The 18,756-nt window shown below is 54.8% G+C and carries 11 protein-coding genes; 9 read left to right on the forward strand and 2 right to left on the reverse strand.

Annotation, left to right across the window (positions count from 1 at the left end; genetic code table 11):
• Positions 1 to 56: 56 nt before the first annotated feature.
• The gene (locus VE009_RS00595; RefSeq protein ID WP_325005436.1) at positions 57 to 1,865 is read right to left on the reverse strand and encodes a cache domain-containing sensor histidine kinase; all 1,809 of its coding nucleotides are present in this window, start codon (positions 1,863 to 1,865) and stop codon (positions 57 to 59) included.
• An 87-nt stretch (positions 1,866 to 1,952) separates the two neighbouring features.
• On the opposite strand from VE009_RS00595, the gene VE009_RS00600 reads away from it, so the two are divergent.
• The 9 genes from VE009_RS00600 to VE009_RS00640 all read left to right on the forward strand — a co-directional run bounded on the left by VE009_RS00600 (position 1,953) and on the right by VE009_RS00640 (position 18,536).
• Positions 1,953 to 3,338, forward strand: a complete 1,386-nt coding sequence (locus tag VE009_RS00600) for a response regulator transcription factor (protein WP_325005437.1) — start codon at positions 1,953 to 1,955, stop codon at positions 3,336 to 3,338.
• A 140-nt stretch (positions 3,339 to 3,478) separates the two neighbouring features.
• Complete coding sequence (locus VE009_RS00605; RefSeq protein WP_325005438.1) at positions 3,479 to 4,951, forward strand: sugar ABC transporter substrate-binding protein; 1,473 nt, start codon at positions 3,479 to 3,481, stop codon at positions 4,949 to 4,951.
• A gap of 55 nt (positions 4,952 to 5,006) precedes the next feature.
• A complete protein-coding gene (locus VE009_RS00610; protein WP_325005439.1) occupies positions 5,007 to 5,930 on the forward strand; it encodes a sugar ABC transporter permease in 924 nt (307 codons plus the stop codon).
• Positions 5,927 to 6,766, forward strand: a complete 840-nt coding sequence (locus VE009_RS00615) for a carbohydrate ABC transporter permease (RefSeq protein WP_325005440.1) — start codon at positions 5,927 to 5,929, stop codon at positions 6,764 to 6,766. The genes VE009_RS00610 and VE009_RS00615 overlap by 4 nt, the downstream gene beginning before the upstream one ends.
• Before the next feature lie 36 nt (positions 6,767 to 6,802).
• A complete protein-coding gene (locus VE009_RS00620) occupies positions 6,803 to 8,443 on the forward strand; it encodes a sulfatase-like hydrolase/transferase (RefSeq protein ID WP_325005441.1) in 1,641 nt (546 codons plus the stop codon).
• 181 nt (positions 8,444 to 8,624) lie between these two features.
• Positions 8,625 to 9,362 carry a glycerophosphodiester phosphodiesterase gene (locus tag VE009_RS00625; RefSeq protein WP_325005442.1) on the forward strand — a complete coding sequence of 246 codons (738 nt, stop codon included), beginning with the start codon at positions 8,625 to 8,627 and terminating at the stop codon, positions 9,360 to 9,362.
• Positions 9,363 to 9,374: 12 nt separating this feature from the next.
• Positions 9,375 to 10,325 carry a sugar-binding transcriptional regulator gene (locus VE009_RS00630; RefSeq protein ID WP_325005443.1) on the forward strand — a complete coding sequence of 317 codons (951 nt, stop codon included), beginning with the start codon at positions 9,375 to 9,377 and terminating at the stop codon, positions 10,323 to 10,325.
• A 318-nt stretch (positions 10,326 to 10,643) separates the two neighbouring features.
• Positions 10,644 to 17,576, forward strand: coding sequence for an S-layer homology domain-containing protein (locus VE009_RS00635; protein WP_325005444.1), 6,933 nt, complete (start codon positions 10,644 to 10,646; stop codon positions 17,574 to 17,576).
• 156 nt (positions 17,577 to 17,732) lie between these two features.
• A complete protein-coding gene (locus VE009_RS00640) occupies positions 17,733 to 18,536 on the forward strand; it encodes a glycoside hydrolase family 16 protein (protein WP_325005445.1) in 804 nt (267 codons plus the stop codon).
• 121 nt (positions 18,537 to 18,657) lie between these two features.
• Here VE009_RS00640 and VE009_RS00645 read toward each other — a convergent pair whose 3' ends face one another.
• Positions 18,658 to 18,753 (reverse strand): IS3 family transposase, encoded by a 96-nt coding sequence (locus VE009_RS00645; RefSeq protein ID WP_414694752.1) that lies wholly within the window; start codon positions 18,751 to 18,753, stop codon positions 18,658 to 18,660.
• Positions 18,754 to 18,756: the final 3 nt, after the last annotated feature.

An 18,756-nucleotide genomic window follows, 5' to 3' on the forward strand; every position in this document is an offset into this window, starting at 1 on the left:
AAATTTTTCGGCGTTGGAGGAGATCCACTACAGCCTTGAAGTCGCGCCAATGCGGGTCAGTGCCGCTGTTTCGCCGCCGTATTCGGCAGCGTAATCGTCACCGTCGTGCCGTGAGCGCTGTCGCTCTCGATACGAATGACGTCGATATCCCCATAGGCAAGAAAAAACCGCCGGCAGACGTTTTGAATGCCGGTGTGCAGCCGGAAGAACGGATCATCCGATTGCCCTCGCAAGGCGATAAGAGACTGAAGCTTGGCGAGCACGGCTTCCGGAATCGGCTCGCCGGTATTGTGGACGATGATGTTCGTCCGATCTGCCGTCCGCTCCGTGCGGATCGCAACGGCGATTTCCTCCGGGCGAGCCCCCCAGCCGTACTTGATGGCGTTCTCGACGAAGGGCTGCACGCTCAGCTTCATGATCGGAAGCTCCAACGTTCGCGGATCGAGCGTAATCGTGACCGCGGCATCGCGTCCGTACCGGTATCGATTGATACTTAGAAAATATCCGACGTATTTCATCTCCTCTTGCAGCGGCACCCATCCGCTATCGGATTTCACGCTGTACCGCATCATGCGGGACAAATTTTGCACCACGCCGTTAATGGACTCGCGGTCTCGCTTGGCGGCGTACAACTCGATCGTCTCCAGCGTGTTGAACAAAAAATGCGGGTTAATCTGCGCCTGCAGCTGCAACAATTCTCTTTCCTTTTCCTTCATGTTCGCCTCGACCACTTCCCGCTGCATCGTTTTCAGTTCCTCCAGCATGGCGTTATAGCTGCGGACGAGAAACCCGAATTCGTCGTTGCTGCGATGACCCGGTATCGGTACGTACGCCCCTCTCCCAAGACGCTGAAGACCTGCTTTCAATTTGTACAGCGGCTTCAGGACATGGTTCATAATCGGGAACGAAACGACGAGCGCGAACGCGACGCTGATGACCGCAATGGTAGTCGACCAGCGGATCGAGCTGCGAAGTCCTTCGGAAATGCTCGCCAGCGGCGTGACCAGCAGCAGACGCCAATCGCCGGCGGGAATGCGCTCGAGCACGACCTGGTACCGCTCCTGATCTGCAGTAAACACAGCGTGATTCTCGTCCGCTAAAGACGGCAGAGCCGATGTCAAGTGCTCGCGAACCTTCGGCTCGAGCGATGCGCCCGCCACGAGGTTCCCGCTCGACGGTTGGTACAACAGCAGCCGATGATTGGCGCGGTGATTTGACGATTTCAGCATGTCGCGGATATAGTGTTCTTTAATCTCGACGATGAGCCAAGAGGTGATTTGCCCGGTGTGTAAATTGACGACCGGACGGACATAGGAGAAAACGCTTTCGTTGTAATTCAACAAATACCCGACGGAATGGGGAACGCTCAATTCTTCGTTTTGCAGCTGGAACACATTTCGGTAAAACACATCTTCCTCGAATGAATGATTGAAATCTAGGTGGTAGCCGAACGATTCGAAAAGCACCTTCCCTTGGGTGTCCAAATAAAGCAGACCCACAATTTCATCCGTCATCGTGACGCTGCTCCGGACCGTGTCCCGAAAGCCCAAGGCCAGACGGGCTTGCTCTTCGATGCGGCCGCTCGGCAGGTTGAGAAATTGTTGGAAATCCGGATCGGTAATGATAGGGTGCAGCGACCGCTCGATATCCTGAAGATAGGTTGAGAGCTCGCGGTTGACGAAGCTCACGTACTGCGCAGACACCTCGGCCGCATGCTCGGTACTGGAGCGGAACATAATCTGCTGCCAAAAATAGCTGGAGCATAAAATCGGCAGAACGGAAATAAACAGCAGCAAAATAAACAGCTTGTATTTTAAGGAAGGCAGCCGCCCGATATCTTTCAGCTTGATCAGAATTGATGACATGACATGAGCTATCCCCCAGAGATCGCGATGGTTTGTAAGGAAGTTCGACAGGTCCACTCCAAATCCTTTTCAAGCGAGGGAAGTACGATGAAAATCTGCGTGGCGGACGATGAAAAACAAGTGAGAGAAAGCATTATGATGAAGCTGGAATACGTTTCCCCGCGGGCTCGCATTTTCGATGTAGGGTACGGTTTGAGAGCGCTGCAGCAAATTTTGCTCGTTCAGCCGGACCTTCTGTTTCTTGACATCCGAATGCCGGAAATGGACGGCATCGACATTTTGCAAAAGGTAAAGACGGTATTGCCGAACGTTCAGGTCATCATTCTCAGCGGGTATGGGGAGTTCGAATATGCGCAGAAGGCCGTGAAATACGGTGCGGCGGATTATTTGTTAAAGCCGGCGGATTTAGATCAGCTGCGAACGGTTACCCAACGGGTGGAGGATGACATCGCGAAGAACTTTCTAACAGAAATCGAAGTTCACTTGGAACGGTTATCGTTGCAGATGGTGTTCGTTCATGACCTCGCGTGCGGCAATGTCAGCGATTGGCACGACGAAAGGCTGCCGAAGCTTGTGGAGTTCGGTGGAGCGGCGGCCGCGGGCGAAGAGGTGCTGTTCGCGTTTCGCGTGAACGGAAAGCATGAGGGCCGCGTTCGGAAAGCGATCGGGCCAGTGGAACAGTACAGCTTTTCGGAAAAAAAGGATTTCGGCCTTGCGCTATTAGACGCGCTGTCACGGTGGGAAAGTCTTCGGTTTTACGAGGGAGCAGGCGATCGTAAAGGCGCCGTTGCCGCATCGGGCGGCGAGGAGGCTGTGCTGAAACAGGTCGGACGCCTTCGGCTCCGAATAGTTGAAACTGCGAAAGAGTGGAACGAAACGGAACTGGAGACGCTGCTTATGGAGTGGTTCGGGGAGGCAGCTAGGCTGCCGTACCGAAGCTTGAAGAAGCAATGCGGATTATTAATGGCCGCTATGGATGAAGGGCTTCTGCCGCAAAATCAAATGATCGTGCTGGAAGAGGAGAAGCTGGAATATTGGCTGAACTGGGTGAACAGTCATGAGAGCTGGGCGTTGCTGCAGGATCGTATTCGTAAATTCGTATTGGGCGGGGTCAAAGCGCTGAAACGTTTGGAGGCGGATTCGCGTCTGCCGTCCGACTGGTTCGAAGATTGCTTGCGCGCTATCGATCGCAATCCGGCCTTATCGCTGGAGGAGCTGGCCGCGAAGGTCGGCGTCCACCCCGTCACAATCAGTCGCAATTTCAAACAGCAGACCGGTTTAAATTTCGCGAGATATTTGCTGCTGCAGCGATTAAGAGCGGCGAAATCATATTTGGCATCCACGGACGAAACGGTAGAACGGATCGCCGAGAAAGTAGGATATGCGGATTATCGGTATTTCGGAAAACTGTTTAAAAAGGAATTCGGCGTTACCCCTGCGGAGTATCGCAGAAACGGCGAAACGAAGGGTTAAAAATTTCACCCTGTACGCTAAATCCTTCTGCTACTTTTGCCTATATCGACCTTCTATACTTAAGTTAACCGCGGGGTTAGTAAGTGTAGAAGGTTTCTTCATTTTAGGAAGGACAATAAATTGCATAGGGGAGTCGCGCTATGAAAAAAACATGGATGAGCCTGTTCGCCATTGTGTTTTCCATCGGAACCATCCTATCGGCCTGCTCCGGCGGGACGTCGAGCGGGGAAGCCGCTGCGACGGAGGGAAATGGAGAGGCGCCGGACAAGCAAGCCGCTGAGCCCGTAACGCTGGAATTCTGGGGACGCTGGGAGGAAGCGACGGCACAAATTCAGGAAACGATCGCGGAGTTCCAAACGGCCTATCCGCATATTACCGTCAAATACACGGTCGTGCCGGCGGCGCAATACATTGCTCAAATGCAGGCGGCTATTTCAGGTAACGATTTGCCGGATCTATTCGCATATCATCCGAATTTGCCGGCGTCCCAATTGGTGCAAATGGATTTGCTCCACCCCATCTCCGATGTTGTCGAAGGCAAAAGGGATGCGTTCTATGAAGGAACTTGGTCGGAAGGCTATACGACGATGAACGGCGAGGCGTACACGCTGCCGGTGTTCAACGCGATGCGCCCGTCTTGGTTAATGTATTACAACAAAGCGGTGCTGGAGAAAGCGGGACTGACGGAAGCGGACGTGCCGAAGTCGTGGGATCAATTATACGAGTTCAGCAAAAAGGTGAAAGAAGCCACGAACGGCGAAGCGTACGGCCTCGTCGTCGGCGTCAAGGCGCTCAGCTTCCTGCCGTTCGCGATTCAGCAAATGGCGACGAGCGTGTCGCCGGAAGTATCGACGGACAGTCTCGGGTATCCGTTCAATTACAAAACCGGCAAGTACGAGTACAATGCTGCCGGCATCGTTGAAGCATTGGAGCTTTTCAAGAAGCTGCAAGACGAAAAACTGCTCCATCCGAACAGCTTGGTCATGTCGTTCCGCGAGGGCACGGCGCTGATGGAGGCCGGGCAGGCGGCGCTGACGATGGACGGCTCCTTCTTCGCTTCACAGATGAATAAGGACAACCTTGACAACTACGGCGTCGCGCCGCTGCCGACGAAGGACGGAAAACCGGCTTACACAGGATTCTACGGCGAATCGCGGGCGTCAATCCATGTCGCGAAGTCGACGGAGCATTACGAGGAAGTCAAGCTGTTCCTTCAGTTTATGATGGATCACCTGTACCCGAAGCTCGTGAAAGACGGCATCGAGTACTCTCCGATCAAGGCGCATAATGAGAATGCGGAGATCTCCCATCCGGTCGCCGCGCAGGCTCTGAAGCTCCAGAGCGAAGCGTACATCCTCATTCCGAGACCGTTCGAGCGGAACTTGGAAACGGTCAAGGTGGCGGCGGAACTGCCGCCTAAGCTGCCGAAGCTGACGCTGGCAAACATTGTTGAAGGCTACTTGAGCGGACAGATTCCGGATGTTAAAGCGGCGCTCGATCAACTGACGGAGGAAGCGAATCAGGCGTTCTCCGAAACGATCGAGAAGGTTGGGGTACAGCCGTCGGATTATGTATTCGAGGATTGGGTTCCTTTCACCCCGTATACGAAATAAATGACGCGGAGGGTTTTCCTCGGAAGACCCTCCCCCCTTGAAGGATGTGCATAGTGTGCTAACACGGGTTAACAAAAAATACTTCTGGGCTTACTTGTTTATATTCCCGCAGCTGTTGTTTTTTCTCGTATTTACGATCTATCCGATCATTATGAGCTATGTGTATTCGTTTTTTGAGTGGAACGGCATCGGTCCGCTGAAAAACTTTGTGTTGTTCGACAATTTTATCGAAATTTTGAAAGACGACGCGTTTTGGAACGCGTTTAAGAACAATATGATCTTCATCGTGCTGCAGACGGCGATCGTGCTGCCGGCCACATTGCTCGCGGCCATCGCGCTCAATTGGTCCGCGCTGAAGGGCAAGACGTTCTACCGAACCGTCTACTTCATCCCGGTCGTCACGACGGCGGCGGTTGTCGGCGTGCTGATGAAATTCATTTACGGCAACGAGAATGCGCTCGTGAACGATGTGCTGTTGGCCCTCGGGATCATCGACGAACCCGTCTCTTGGCTGGGCGGGCCGGCGACGGCGATGGGCGTTCTAATCCTCGTGTCCGTTTGGAAAATTTTCGGCATGATCATGGTGTTTTGGCTGGCCGGTTTGCAAGGATTGCCGGCGGATACGTTCGAGGCCGCCAAGATGGACGGCGCGAGCTTCGGGCAAACGCTCCGTTACATCACCGTCCCGATGCTGCTGCCGATCGGCGCCATCATCTTGCTGCTGACCGTTGTGAACGGGATGCATGTGTTCGACCTAGCGAAGACGTTGACGGACGGCGGGCCGTTCTTCGCGACGGATATGGTGGATCTGTACATTTACCGCTATGCGTTCGGAAGCACGGGCTTCCCGGAAATGGGCTACGCGTCTGCGGCGGGCATCATTTTCGGCGTATCGATCTTCTTTATCACGGCATTCCTCGGTTGGCTGGTTCGTGCGGCGAATCAACGGCAAGGAAACCAAGGGGGGGCGATCGGATGACGGCGCTGCGGAAACGAAATGTTGGAAAGTATGCATTGCATGCTGTTTTACTGATGATCGGCGCGATGTGGGTGTACCCGTTCGTCTGGATGATCTTCTCCTCGTTAAAGACGAATACGGAATATGTTTCTTCCGGTATCGCGCTGCTGCCTGAACAGTTTCGTTGGGAAAATTACGTGCGCGCATGGGAAGTGGCGAATTTTTCGACATACTTCCAGAACTCCGTCATCGTCACGGTCAGCGCGGTGGTCATCGTCGTCGTGTTATGCGCGCTGACCGGATATGCCTTAGGCCGGGTCAATTTCCCGGGAAAGAAGCTGTTTATCGTCGCCGTCACCGCAACGATGTTCATTCCGAAGGGCTATACGATCATCCCTGTCTATCAGATTATTAAAGAGCTGGGCCTGCTGAATACGCTGCCCGGCGTGATCCTGGCGGAATCTTCGGGCGCTCATGTGTTGTTCATTCTGATGTTTATGTCGTATTTCAGCGGCTTGCCCAAAGAGCTTGAAGAGGCGTCGGAGATGGACGGCTGCGGTTTTATCCGCACCTTCGTCAGCGTCATGCTGCCCATCTCGAAGCCGATCGTGGCGACGACGGCCATCATGCAATTTATTTGGAGCTGGAATTCGTTCTTCGTGCCGCTCATCATGACGTTGAATAAGCCGGAGCTGCGAACTCTCTCGGTTGGCATGTACTCGTTCGTCGGCGAAAATTCGGTCGACTTTACGGGCATGGCGGCGGCGGCGTCGATCTCGCTCGTTCCGATCATCATCATCTTCATCGCGTTCCAACGTTATTTCGTCGAAGGGATCGCGGGCTCGGTGAAAGGGTAAATCACAAAAGCGATAATACGGAAGGGAGAGCAGCGTATGGGAGCTGGAACAACAAAACCGAATATTTTATGGATTTCCCTAGAAGATACGAGTCCTAGATTCGGTTGCTACGGGGATTCGCTGGCGCGGACGCCGCATATCGATCGATTGGCGTCGGAGGGGACGGTGTTCCGCAATGCGTTCGCCGTGGCGGGCGTTTGTGCGCCGAGCCGCTCGGCCGTCATTACAGGCATGTACCCGACGTCGATCGGAACGCATCATATGCGCACGGAGCACACGAACGCGCATACGCCGGAGTTGCCGACGCCGTATCAGGCGGTGCCGCCGGCTCACGTCAAGGCGTTCCCGGAATATTTGCGCGCGGAAGGATATTTTTGCACGAACAACTTTAAGACGGACTACCAATTCGCCTCTCCGCTCACCGCTTGGGATGAGGACGGCCGAGAGGCTCACTGGCGCCATCGCGAGCCGGGTCAACCGTTCTTCGCCGTATTCAACTATTTGATGACGCATGAAAGCAGCATGTGGGGGGATATGGTCCGGAGACACTTTCATCCCGAGCTGGCCGGTCAGGAACGACCGCTCGTTACCGATCCGGACAAGGTCGTGCTGCCTCCGTACCTGCCGGATACGCCGAAGACGCGGCAGGCGCTTGCGAAATATTACGACTTGATCGTGGAAGCGGACGATTTCGTCGGCGGCCTGCTCCAGCAACTGGAGGAGGACGGGCTCGCGGATAATACGATCGTCTTCTTATGGAGCGATCATGGGGAAGGGCTGCCGCGCGCCAAACGCTGGCCTTACGATGCCGGCATTCGCGTGCCGCTGATCGTCCGTTGGCCAGGTCGAATCGAGTCGGGACGGAAGAGCGATCAGTTGATCAGCTTGATCGATTTGGGCCCGACCGTGCTGTCGCTCGCCGGCGCGGCAGTGCCGTACCATCTGGAAGGGCAGCCGTTCTTGGGACCGGACGCTCGGCCAAGAGAGTACGTGTTCGCGACTCGGGACCGGTACGACGAGTCTTATGATATGGTGCGCGCCGTCCGGGACGCGCGGTTCAAGTACATTCGCAACTATTACCCGGAAAAGCCGTACCTGCAGTGGATTCCATTCAGTCATGCCCACCCCGCGTTCCAAGAGCTTTGGAGACTGCAGCTGGACGGTGCGCTGGAAGGCGATACGAAGCTGCTGATGCTGCGGGGGCGGCCGGCTGAGGAGTTGTACGATTGCGAAAGCGATCCGTACGAAATTCGGAACTTGGCGAATGATCCCTTGTATCGCGAGGAGCTGGAGCGGCTTCGCGGCGCATTGGACGCATGGCGCGGCAAGCACGATGCGTGGGGCGACGTGCCGGAGGCCCAAATGGTTGCGCAAATGTGGCCCGGCGGCGTTCAGCCGCAGACGGCGTCGCCGATTTACGTGCCGATCAACGGCTCGCTTCCGGGCGTGGAGGCAGTGACTTCCGGCGTATACCAAGAGCCGACGGCGATTGTGCTGCATACGGCTACGCAAGGCGCATCCATCGCGTACGCGACGGAAGAGGGGGAGCATCCGCGCTGGAAGCTGTACACTGGGCCTATCGTGTTGACGAACGGTTCTGTGACCATTCGTGCGAAAGCGGTGCGCATCGGGTACAGGGACAGCGCGGAAACGAGCGCAACGTTCTCTGTAAATTAACGGAACGGCGAAAGGTGAAGAAGTCCAGCCATGATCGTGATGGCTGGACTTTGTTTTTACATAAAATTAATACAACGACCCCCTCTGATTTGGCGTATCCCAAGTATAATGAGTTGAGTGAGATGTCCATTATTGGACATTTGTTTAAGGGATCCATACGATACTGTGGTGGGGTGGAACAATGAACACATTTCGGGCTGTTGCGCACAGAGGATACCCGGTTCGATATCCGGAGAATACGCTGTCGTCGTTCGAGGCGGCGCTGCAGCTAAACTACGCGTATTTGGAGCTGGACGTCCAACTGAGCAAAGACGGCGTGCCGGTCGTCATCCACGATTACACGGTCGACCGCGTTACGGATGGCACGGGGGCGGTGAAGGATTTTACGCTCCAAGAGTTGAAAAGATTGAAGGTGCACGGGAAAGAAGAAATTCCGACGCTTCGCGAAGCGCTCGAGCTTGCGAAGGGAAGGGCGATCGTGAGCGTGGAGCTGAAGCAGGCGGGGGACCTGTACCCGGGGCTGGAAGAGAAAACGCTTCGGGTCATCGAAGAGCTGGGGATGCGGGAACATGTGTATCTGCTGTCGTTCGACCATTACTCCATCACGAGGGTGAGGGAGCTGGATTGGCACATTCCGGCCGGCATCACGATCTCTGCGGCAAGTCCTTTCTTGTTCGAAGCGATCAAAGCGTGGAATCTTCAGTATTTCGCGGCGCCGACCCGCTACATAACTCCTGCGTTCGTACAGCGGGCGGAGGAGGCAGGTGTCCAGTTGATCGTTTGGCCGGCGGACACGCTCGCGGAGATGGAGAAGCTCCGGGCGTATCCTTCCTTATTAGCGACGACGAACGAGCTGGAGAAATGGCAACACTATTGCGCTGAGCATGGGATGAACCAAGCGACGATGATTTCCGGTTAAAGGTGGACGACGATGAGAATTTCCAAAAGCGATGGGCAGCAAGCGAAACGGGTATTTTTGGAACGTATTGCCAGAATGTATTACATCTTGGAGCTTAGCCAGCAGGAAATCGCAGATCAGTTGAATATCGGCCGCTCTTCGGTAGCCAGATTTTTAGCCGAGGCCAAGGCGGCCGGCATCGTGCAAATTTCGATCGCATCCAATCTGGAGAGCTGGAGAAACACGGAGCGCGAGACGGAGCTGTCCGAACTGTATCGGCTGAAGGAATGCGTCGTTCTGCAAGCGGACGGGCGGTCCGGGTATTCGTTCGAAGCGCTCGCGAGCATGTATTTGAATACGGTGCTTCCTGTCAGGGGGATGGTGGGGCTCGGATGGGGCAGAACCGTGTATAATGTAGGGACGCAGCTACACCTGTGCGACGAACGGCCGGAGCTGACCATCGTCCAGCTGTCGGGGGGATTGGGGGCGAAAGAGGAGATCATTCCGGCAACGACTGTCATCCAGCAATGGTGCAGCGCCTTGCGCAGCCGTCCGCGTCTCCTTCCGGCGCCTGCGATCGTGACCTCCGCGCAGCGCAAACGGGATTTCGTAGAAGACCCGAGCATCGGGGAAACCATAGCACAATTCAGCGAGATCCATGCGGCTGTCGTCGGCATCGGGCACAAAGGTCCGGATGCGACGGTACGCTTGGCGAAGCTCGCGACAGATCTGGAGGACGATCTGGAGCGTTCGGCATGCGTCGGCGATATTATTTTTCACTTTTACGACAAGACGGGAAAATTTGCGTTCCCCGCCCTCAGCGAGAGGGTGATCGGAGCTGCGCCGGAACAATTTTTACGAATCGCGCTTCGTATCGGCATCGCCCGAGGGGCGGATAAGGCCGAGGCGATTCGAGGGGCGTTGGCCGGCGAATTGGTTCACATATTAATAACGGACGAGGAAACCGCGAATCTGCTTGATTAGCGTCCTCGCGTTCCGCGTAAGGCCGTTCGGTGAAACCGAACGGTCTTTTTATTGTCGACGCTCGCCTAGCTTCTTTACAAAATTTCAATTTCTAGTTAACACAAAATGCAAGTTTCCGGTGAGGAGTAGTGATAGAATATCAACATCTTGAGCATATGTTATTAAAATGGACAAATGTCCAATAAAAGTATTTTTAGGGGGGAGTAGTGGCTGACCGTCTCAGCAAGAACACGAAGCGGGAATACGGGATTTGCTCTTCGTACGATCCGAGATTCTGTAACTGTAATTGAAGCATATTAGTAGGAGTGTGAAGGAGATATGAAAAAATGGTTGGCGGGTTTGTTGTCGCTGACAATGGTTCTATCGTTGTTGGGTACAAGCGGGCTTTTCGTTCCGAAAGTGCTTGCCGACGGTTCCTCCCCGCTGGTAATCAGCGAAGTGTACCCGGACGACCGTTCCAACAGCGGAACGATTGAAGGAGCCGGTTCGAACGATTTATTCGAGTTTATCGAAATATACAACCGGTCGCACGATGCGATCAATTTCAATGAGTCTTATAAAATTCGGTACGATTACAAGACGAACATTAAAGACTTAAGCGTTACGGATACGGTATATGCGGATGCCCCCGTCGTCATCCCAGCGCATAGTCCGGCTGTACTGTGGGTGGAGCGGACGAACGCGTCGATTACGGGCGAAGCAAAATTGCTCGATGAAGCGGATTTTCGGGCATATCACGGCGTGCCGGACAATGTTCCTGTTTTTAAGTTAAAGGGGCAAGACGGGCTGGCGAATGCCGACAGAGGTTTCTACTTGACGGACAAGTCGGATCACAATACGGTATACAGCCATGTGCACTATACATCCGACGACGTCGGCGACGGCAAAAGCTTGCATTTGAAAATGCCGACCGATGGTAGAGCGACCATGGCTGCATACGCGCAGAAAGCGGAACCGACGGCAGGAAGGGTGGACGCCGAGCAATGGGCGGAGCCGGCAGGAAACCAAGCGCCATCAATCGCCCATGTGCCGGCAACGGCGGCGCCGGCCGGGGCCGCGTTAACGATCGAAGCGACGGTAACGGAGGCGGACAGCGATGCGCTCGCCGTCAAACTATTTTACCGAACTGTCCCATCGGAACCGTACGTCGAAGCGGCCATGACGGCGGACGAGGAAGCCGGCCGTTATACGTACCAAATTCCGGCCGAGTCGGTCACGGGAGATCGAATCTATTACTATATCGAAGCGAGCGACGGGGAACGTACGACGCGTTCGGTCGATTACGAAACGGAACTCGTGAACGGCTCGGCGCCGGCGGAAGCCCCCTCCGTATTGATCACGGAAATCGTGCCGAACCCGGCGGGCGACTTCCGCAAAGGCAGCGGCAACCAATACGAGTATGTAGAGATTTATAACAACTCGAACAAAACACTAGATTTGCAAGGATATACGTTATGGTATTTGTATCCGAGCGGCAATCCGAAAAAATGGGTCATTCCTGTCAACACGAATATCGAACCGTACACGACCGCCGTCATTTGGTTCGCGAAGGAAGCGATTGCGGACGGTTACGCGACCGCAGGCGATTTTAATCTGCATTATCATTCGTCCCTTGCGGCTGAGGATATCATCGTATACGACAACAGCGCGAGTACGGAATTTAATTTGCCGAATTCTTTGCATCGGGGCGTCGGTCTATCGACGTCGAGCAACCCTGACGAAATCATTGCCGAGGCGTGGTATGACGCAAGCTCGGCCGGCAGCCCTGACCGTATGGTGAGCGAGGTGCGCAACTCCGCCATTCGCTATAGCTATCCTCTGTCCGGCACCGAAATGCGGCGGATGGATGTCAGAACGTATGCGAACCCGGGCAGCATCGACCCGGGACAAGTGCCCGCCGTCGAGGGCGTCGATATGCTCGCTCCGACGTTGCAGCACGACGCCGTAACAGGTGCGGCGGTCAACCATCCCGTTACGTTCACGGTATCGAGCGACGAACCGCTCGACACGGTTACAATGCGTTACGGTCCGGCGGCGGAACCAACGAACGCATCGTTAGTATTCGGCGCGTCGTTGACGCTCAAAAGCTCCGATTCCGGAACTTATGTGTACGAAGGTACCTTTCCGTTCGATGCTGCCGGGACGTACCGTTACGTGATCGAAGGCGCGGACGCCGCAGGCAACCGGACGAGCATTCCGTACAATTCCCGCGGTTACGTGATTGAAGTCAGCCAAACGCCGCAGGAAGGCGGCGTGCCTCGCATTTTGATTACCGAGCTGGTGCCGAACCCGGCGGGCGACTTCCGTTACGGAAGCGGCAACCAGTATGAATATCTAGAGTTGTATAATAACTCTTCTGAGACGCTCGATTTGCAAGGATATACGCTCTGGTACCTGTATCCGGACTCCGCAAACACGAAAAAATGGGTTATTCCGGAGTCCACTGCAATCGAGCCCTACAGCACCGCCGTGATTTGGTTCGCGAAAGAGGCAATTTCGAACGGGAGCGGGTACACAACGACCGCCGATTTTAATTTGCATTATAACTCGACGCTTACGGATGAAGACATTATATTTTACGATAATTCGGCTAGCTCCGACTTTAATTTGCCTAACTCGCTGCACCGGGGCTTCGCTATTTCCAGCGCCGCGAACCCGGAAAAGCGCATTGTGGAGGCGTGGTACGACGCTTCGTCGGCGACGAGTCCGGAAGGTCTCGTAAGCAACTACCGGAATTCCGCCGTCCGGTATGCGTATCCGACCGAAGGGAACGGGATGCAAAGGCTGGGCGTTCGCCTATACGCCAACCCCGGCAGCATCGATCCGGATCAAGTGCCGCCCGTAGAAGGCGTTGACATGGTCGCTCCGACGATCCGACACGAACAGTCGGCTTACCAGGCGGCGGCCGGCAAGCCGTTCGCGATCACGCTTAAGAGTGACGAGCCGCTGGCAAGCGCTACCGTGTTGTACGGAGCGGATACGGAAACCGGCATCGTTGAATATACGGAAAGCGCTCCGCTGACTTTAGTCGCCAGCGAAGCAGGCAGCTACACGTACGAAAGCAGCGTCGTATTCTCCGCGAACGGAGCATACCGCTATGTCATCGAAGCCGTGGATGGAAGCGGCAATCGCACGCGTGTGCCGTACAATAGCCGCGGCGCACTGGTGACGGTGAACGAAACAGGATATGAACCCGAACTGCCGCCAACCGGTCTGTCGGTCGCGTCCGGCGAAATGATGAAAGGGGTCAAAAGCTTCTTTGCTCATGCCCAGTCGGCGGACGAAGCGGTCGAAGTTTATTTTGAAAACGACGCGCTCCAGCTGCGGCCGGCGCTACCGGGAACGGTGCGGTTCAACCTGCAGACGCGGGGCATCGACCAAATCTATCAATCGATGTTTGCCGCGCAATCGCCATCCGGAGTCAAGACGTTTTTGGACCGATTGCTGCCGAAGTATCAAAGCAACGCTTGGAGCGAGTACGACATTCCGGCGGACTATTTTGTCGCGGGAACGACGATTTCGATTCACGCCGGCAACGAAAACGCTCCTTATATAGTAAGCAAGCACGATCAATATTTCGGAAATAACAACCATGACGATTTCGAAGTGAAAAACTTACATTTGATTCTGGCGGACGGTACGACGGTGAAGCCGGATCAAATCAATAACCATCTCGGGAATATGACGCAAACGACGGTCGTTTACAGGGAAGACACCTACTTCTCGTTCGGCGATGCGAATTACGGGAGTAACTCGAACAAGCCGTTGATCAGCGAGTTCCATTTCCCGATTCCGCAAGAGAAATTTACGTCGAGGTACGCGGAAATCGATACCAAGGCGTATGCGGACGGGGTGTATACCGTTACGATGCGCGTCGGGGACGAGACGATTGACACGAAGCAAGTGACGATCGATAATACGTCTCCCGTCATCCAAGGCATCCGATCCGGCGAAGGAAAATGGGTAGATCCTTCCGTGCCGTTGAAAGGCGAGATCACACTCGAAGCGGAAGCGACGGATAATTTGACCGGCATCGCGAGAACCGAGAGCACGCTTGACGGGAAAGCCATCGAACTGCCCTATAAGACATCGTCGACGAAGCTTACGCCGGGCGCGCATGTGCTGAAGGTGACGGTGTACGACGGCGCGGGCAACAGCACCGCTTTGGAGCGAACGTTCAGCGTCGTCGATGAGAAGCCGCTGCCGCCGTCCGACATCGTGCCGCAGGACAAATCGACCGGCATCGGACGGAACTTAACGATCGGTGCCACGTTACGCGATCCGACCGGAGATGCGATGAATGTCGTCTTCCATAAAGGCGATACGTTCGATTATGCGCGCAAGGAAGGCGGCGTAACAGGCTACGTATACGCTGCGGATCGCGAGCCGCCGCTGACGGTGTCGCTCGACGGGGAAGCGGCGATGGGGGAAGCCGAACAGACGCTGCTCTCCGAGATCGACGGGAAATATTTGACGACCGATACGGAGATCGGGTTCCCGTATCACCGGTTCGAAGTCGAGGTCGGCCATTCCTTCGCCGAGGGCGATGCAATCGAATTGCATTGGAGTGGACGTACGCTGCCGGGCCGCATCGTGACGTTGTACGCTTGGGATCATACTGTCTCGAAGTGGACCGCGCTTTCGTCCGCGACCGGCGACGAGGAGGAACGCGACATCGCGCTCCGCGCGGAAATCGCTCCTGCGCGATACGTGAAGGACGGAAAAGTGCAAGCGATGGTGCAGGACGAGGTGCGAGGGGCGAACGATCCGTTCACTGTGCTGTGGTTTACTGATACGCAATATTACGCCGAATCGTATCCTCACATTTTCGACCGGTTGGGCGATTGGATCGTGGAGCAATACGGACAAGGCGCGTTCCAGTACGCGATCCATACCGGCGACCTCGTCAACGTAGCGAACGACGAAGCGCAGTGGGCAGTTGCGGACCGCAACTTGCGCAAGCTTGACGAAGCCGGGGTGCCGTATGGCGTTCTGGCGGGCAACCACGACGTCATTATCGAAGGAGTCGACTACTCCTATTACGGCAAATACGTCGGGGCGGACCGCTACGACGATAATCCGTGGTATGGCGGTCAGATGGACAATAACCGGAACCATTACGATTTGTTCTCGTTCGGCGGACATGACTTCGTATTCCTCTACATCGGCTTCGGCTTGGAGGATACGCCGGAAACGATCGCGTGGGCCAATGAAGTATTGGCGAAACATGCGGACCGCATCGCGGTCGTCGGCATGCACGCGTATCTCGAGACGAACGGAACGCTGTCGAACATGGCGCAAAGCGTATTCGATCAAGTGATCGCGCCGAATAAGAACGTGCAGTTAGTGTTGAGCGGTCACTACCACGCGGCCAACCGGGTCGTAAAAACGGTTCAACATGAAGACGGAACGAGCCGTCAAGTGATCCAAATGTTAGCGGATTACCAAGGCGGTCCGAACGGAGGAGACGGATACGTGCGGTTGCTGCGTTTCGACCCGGTTTCGCAAACGTTGGACGTTGATACGTACTCGCCTTATTTGGACGATTATAACTTCTTCGAAGACGGAACGGACGACTTTACCGAACCGTTCGCGTTCCGGGACATTACGAAGCGCGTGGCAACCGATTATTTCGGCGTGCACGTGTACCGAAGCGATGTCATCGGTCGAGCGGACGGCGTAGCGTCCGGTTCGGCAGCGTCCGTCGTATGGCCGGAATTGGCGCCGGAAACGGAATATTTCTGGTATATGCGAATCACGGATGAGTACGGCGCAAGTCTTCGCAGCGAGGTGTACCGTTTTACCACGGAAGCATCCGCGGATGGCGGGGATGGCCATAACGGAGGCAACGACGGCAATAACGGCGGAGGCAACGACGGCAATAACGGCGGAGGCAACGACGGCAATAACGGCGGAGGCAACGACGGCAATAACAGTGGAGGCAACGACGGCAATAACGGCGGAGGCAACGACGGCAATAACAGTGGAGGCAACGACGGCAATAACAGTGGAGGCAACGACGGCAATAATGGCGGAGGTAATAACCGTAACGACACAGCAACAGTGCCGCCGGTTGCTGCGGGGGTCATCCGCGCAAACGTAAAAATCGACGCCGGCAAAGCGGTCGTCGCCTTGGGCGAGGCGAACTTATCCGCAGCGATGAACCGCGCACAAGCAGATGCGAACGGCATCAAGACGATCAGAATCGAAGCGGACTTCGGCGACGTCGCCGACTGGAAGAACGGCATTGAGCTTTCAATACCGGCTTCGTATTTGGCTGCGTCGTCGGAAACGTATCGTTTGGCATTCATTTCGCCGCTCGGTAACGTAACTTTACCGTCCAATATGTTAGATAACGATGAGTGGTCTGAGGGTTCTTTATCGCTGAGCATCGTTCCGTCCGATCCGAGCGCAATGCCGGCAGAAGTGCGTGCCGGCGTCGGCAGTAGACCGATGCTGGATATCGAATTGGTGAAGGCAGACGGGGAGGTTATCGAATGGTCGAACGACGACGCATCCGTTGAAATATCGATTCCGTATACGCCGTCTGCCGGCGAACGCGCCAACCGACTGGTCGTCTGGTATATCGACGAGCAGGGAAGCATCTTCCCGATCGTCGGCGGTAAATTTGATGCGACGACCCAATCGATGACGTTCGCAACGACGCATTTCAGCCGCTTTGCTATCGCGTATCGCGACGTCCGGTTCTCCGACGTAACCGAGACGGCTTGGCATGCCGAAGCGATCGAGTATCTCGCCGCAAGGGAAATTGTCAACGGAGCGGGAGACGGTCGATTCCTTCCGGAACGGGCAGTCACGCGAGCGGAGTTCCTCGTCATGGCGATGAACGCGTTCGGGATCGGCGCGGACGAAACCGCGGCGGATAATTTCGCCGATGCGGGCAATCAGTATTACACGCCTTACCTTGCCGCCGCGAAGCGGTTGGGACTCGTGAACGGCCTAGGAGACAACCGATTCGCGCCGGAAGCCGGCATCACGCGGCAAGATATGGCGGTCATGTTGTATCGGATATCGAAGGCGGCAAACGTCAAATTGCCTTCTGCAGAAAACCGGGGCAGCCTTAACGGATTTTCGGACGCCGCCGAAGTTGCCGACTACGCAACGGAAGCGATGAATGCGTTCTTGAGAACGGGGATCGTCAGAGGCGTCGGACAAGGTTTGCTGGCTCCGAACGGCGAAACGAGCCGTGCAATGGCCGCACAAATTATTTATAACGTTGTATCGAAGTAATCAATAAAATTCATTTTGCAGACAACTACCCCGGTCGAAAGACCGGGGTAGTTTTATTGGGGCAGCGCAAATGGTAAAGGTCAAATTTTTAGGTATCCATGGTAAAATAACAAAAGTTGGGCTTCCTCCAGGAAAATAAGACAAGGAGCTGCTGCTATGCCGGGTGACTTTCCAAGAAACGATAAGAATAGACCGAATTATACGCTGGTATTCGAAGATGATTTTGATTCGGATCGTCTGGACGTTAGTAAATGGTTTCCCTTTTATTTACCTCAATGGAGCAGTCGTGCGAGAACCAAGGCAAATTATCGATTCGAAAACAGTAACCTTATTTTGCAAATTACGGAAGATCAAGAACCATGGTGTCCTGAATTTGACGGAAGTATAAAGGTCAGTAATCTACAGACAGGCGTTTATTCGGGACCGCTTGGTAGCGAGTTTGGGCAGCATCGTTTCTCCAAAAACTGCCGCGTTCGCGAAGAGCAGGCTGAGATGCGCTTATTTACCCCTCGCTACGGCTATTTGGAAATGCGGGCGAAAGGGCTTCGCAACCCTAATAATTTATGCGCTCTGTGGATGATCGGGTTTGAGGACCGTCCGGAACAATCTGCGGAAATCTGTGTTTTCGAGCTGAAAGGCTGGAATAGAGGGGGGGCCGAACAGTCAACGATTGGATTCGGCATTCACCCTTTCGGCGATCCGACTATCGAAGATGAATTTTTCGAGCGCGAGTTTCCGATTGACGCCAGCCGGTTCCATATTTACGCGGTGGACTGGACAGCGGAGGGCGTCGATTTTTACATTGATAATGAGCTTGTCCATAAATCGAAGCAGTCGCCCAATTACCCGATGCAGTTGATGCTGAACATATACGAAATCCCTCGACCGGAGAACGGTCCCGGGCAGAGTCCCGTATACCCGAGCGAATTTAGTATCGATTATATCCGGTTTTATCAATGACATCGACGCCTTAGTCCGGTGGGATGAAGTTAACCCCGTCAAGTAGACAGTTTAAAAACAATAACGATCTGGCACCGACCTGGTCATAGCCCCGTCAAGTAGACAGTAAGAAAAGAGTATGTTAAGCGGCGATCGTTTCCCTGTATTCGACTGGGGAGCGGTCGCCGAGTTTTTTCTGAAAACGTTCGGTGTTGTAGTACAAGATGTACTCAGCAATTTT

Source organism: Paenibacillus sp., assembly GCF_035645195.1.
Classification (GTDB): domain Bacteria; phylum Bacillota; class Bacilli; order Paenibacillales; family YIM-B00363; genus Paenibacillus_AE.

Coding starts and splice junctions, on each gene's coding strand:
- VE009_RS00600 (WP_325005437.1), top strand. CDS start 1,953: ATGAAAATCTGCGTGGCGGACGATGAAAAACAAGTGAGAGAAAGCATT.
- VE009_RS00615 (WP_325005440.1), top strand. CDS start 5,927: ATGACGGCGCTGCGGAAACGAAATGTTGGAAAGTATGCATTGCATGCT.
- VE009_RS00625 (WP_325005442.1), top strand. CDS start 8,625: ATGAACACATTTCGGGCTGTTGCGCACAGAGGATACCCGGTTCGATAT.
- VE009_RS00630 (WP_325005443.1), top strand. CDS start 9,375: ATGAGAATTTCCAAAAGCGATGGGCAGCAAGCGAAACGGGTATTTTTG.
- VE009_RS00640 (WP_325005445.1), top strand. CDS start 17,733: ATGCCGGGTGACTTTCCAAGAAACGATAAGAATAGACCGAATTATACG.
- VE009_RS00635 (WP_325005444.1), top strand. CDS start 10,644: ATGAAAAAATGGTTGGCGGGTTTGTTGTCGCTGACAATGGTTCTATCG.
- VE009_RS00595 (WP_325005436.1), bottom strand. CDS start 1,865: ATGTCATCAATTCTGATCAAGCTGAAAGATATCGGGCGGCTGCCTTCC.
- VE009_RS00620 (WP_325005441.1), top strand. CDS start 6,803: ATGGGAGCTGGAACAACAAAACCGAATATTTTATGGATTTCCCTAGAA.
- VE009_RS00605 (WP_325005438.1), top strand. CDS start 3,479: ATGAAAAAAACATGGATGAGCCTGTTCGCCATTGTGTTTTCCATCGGA.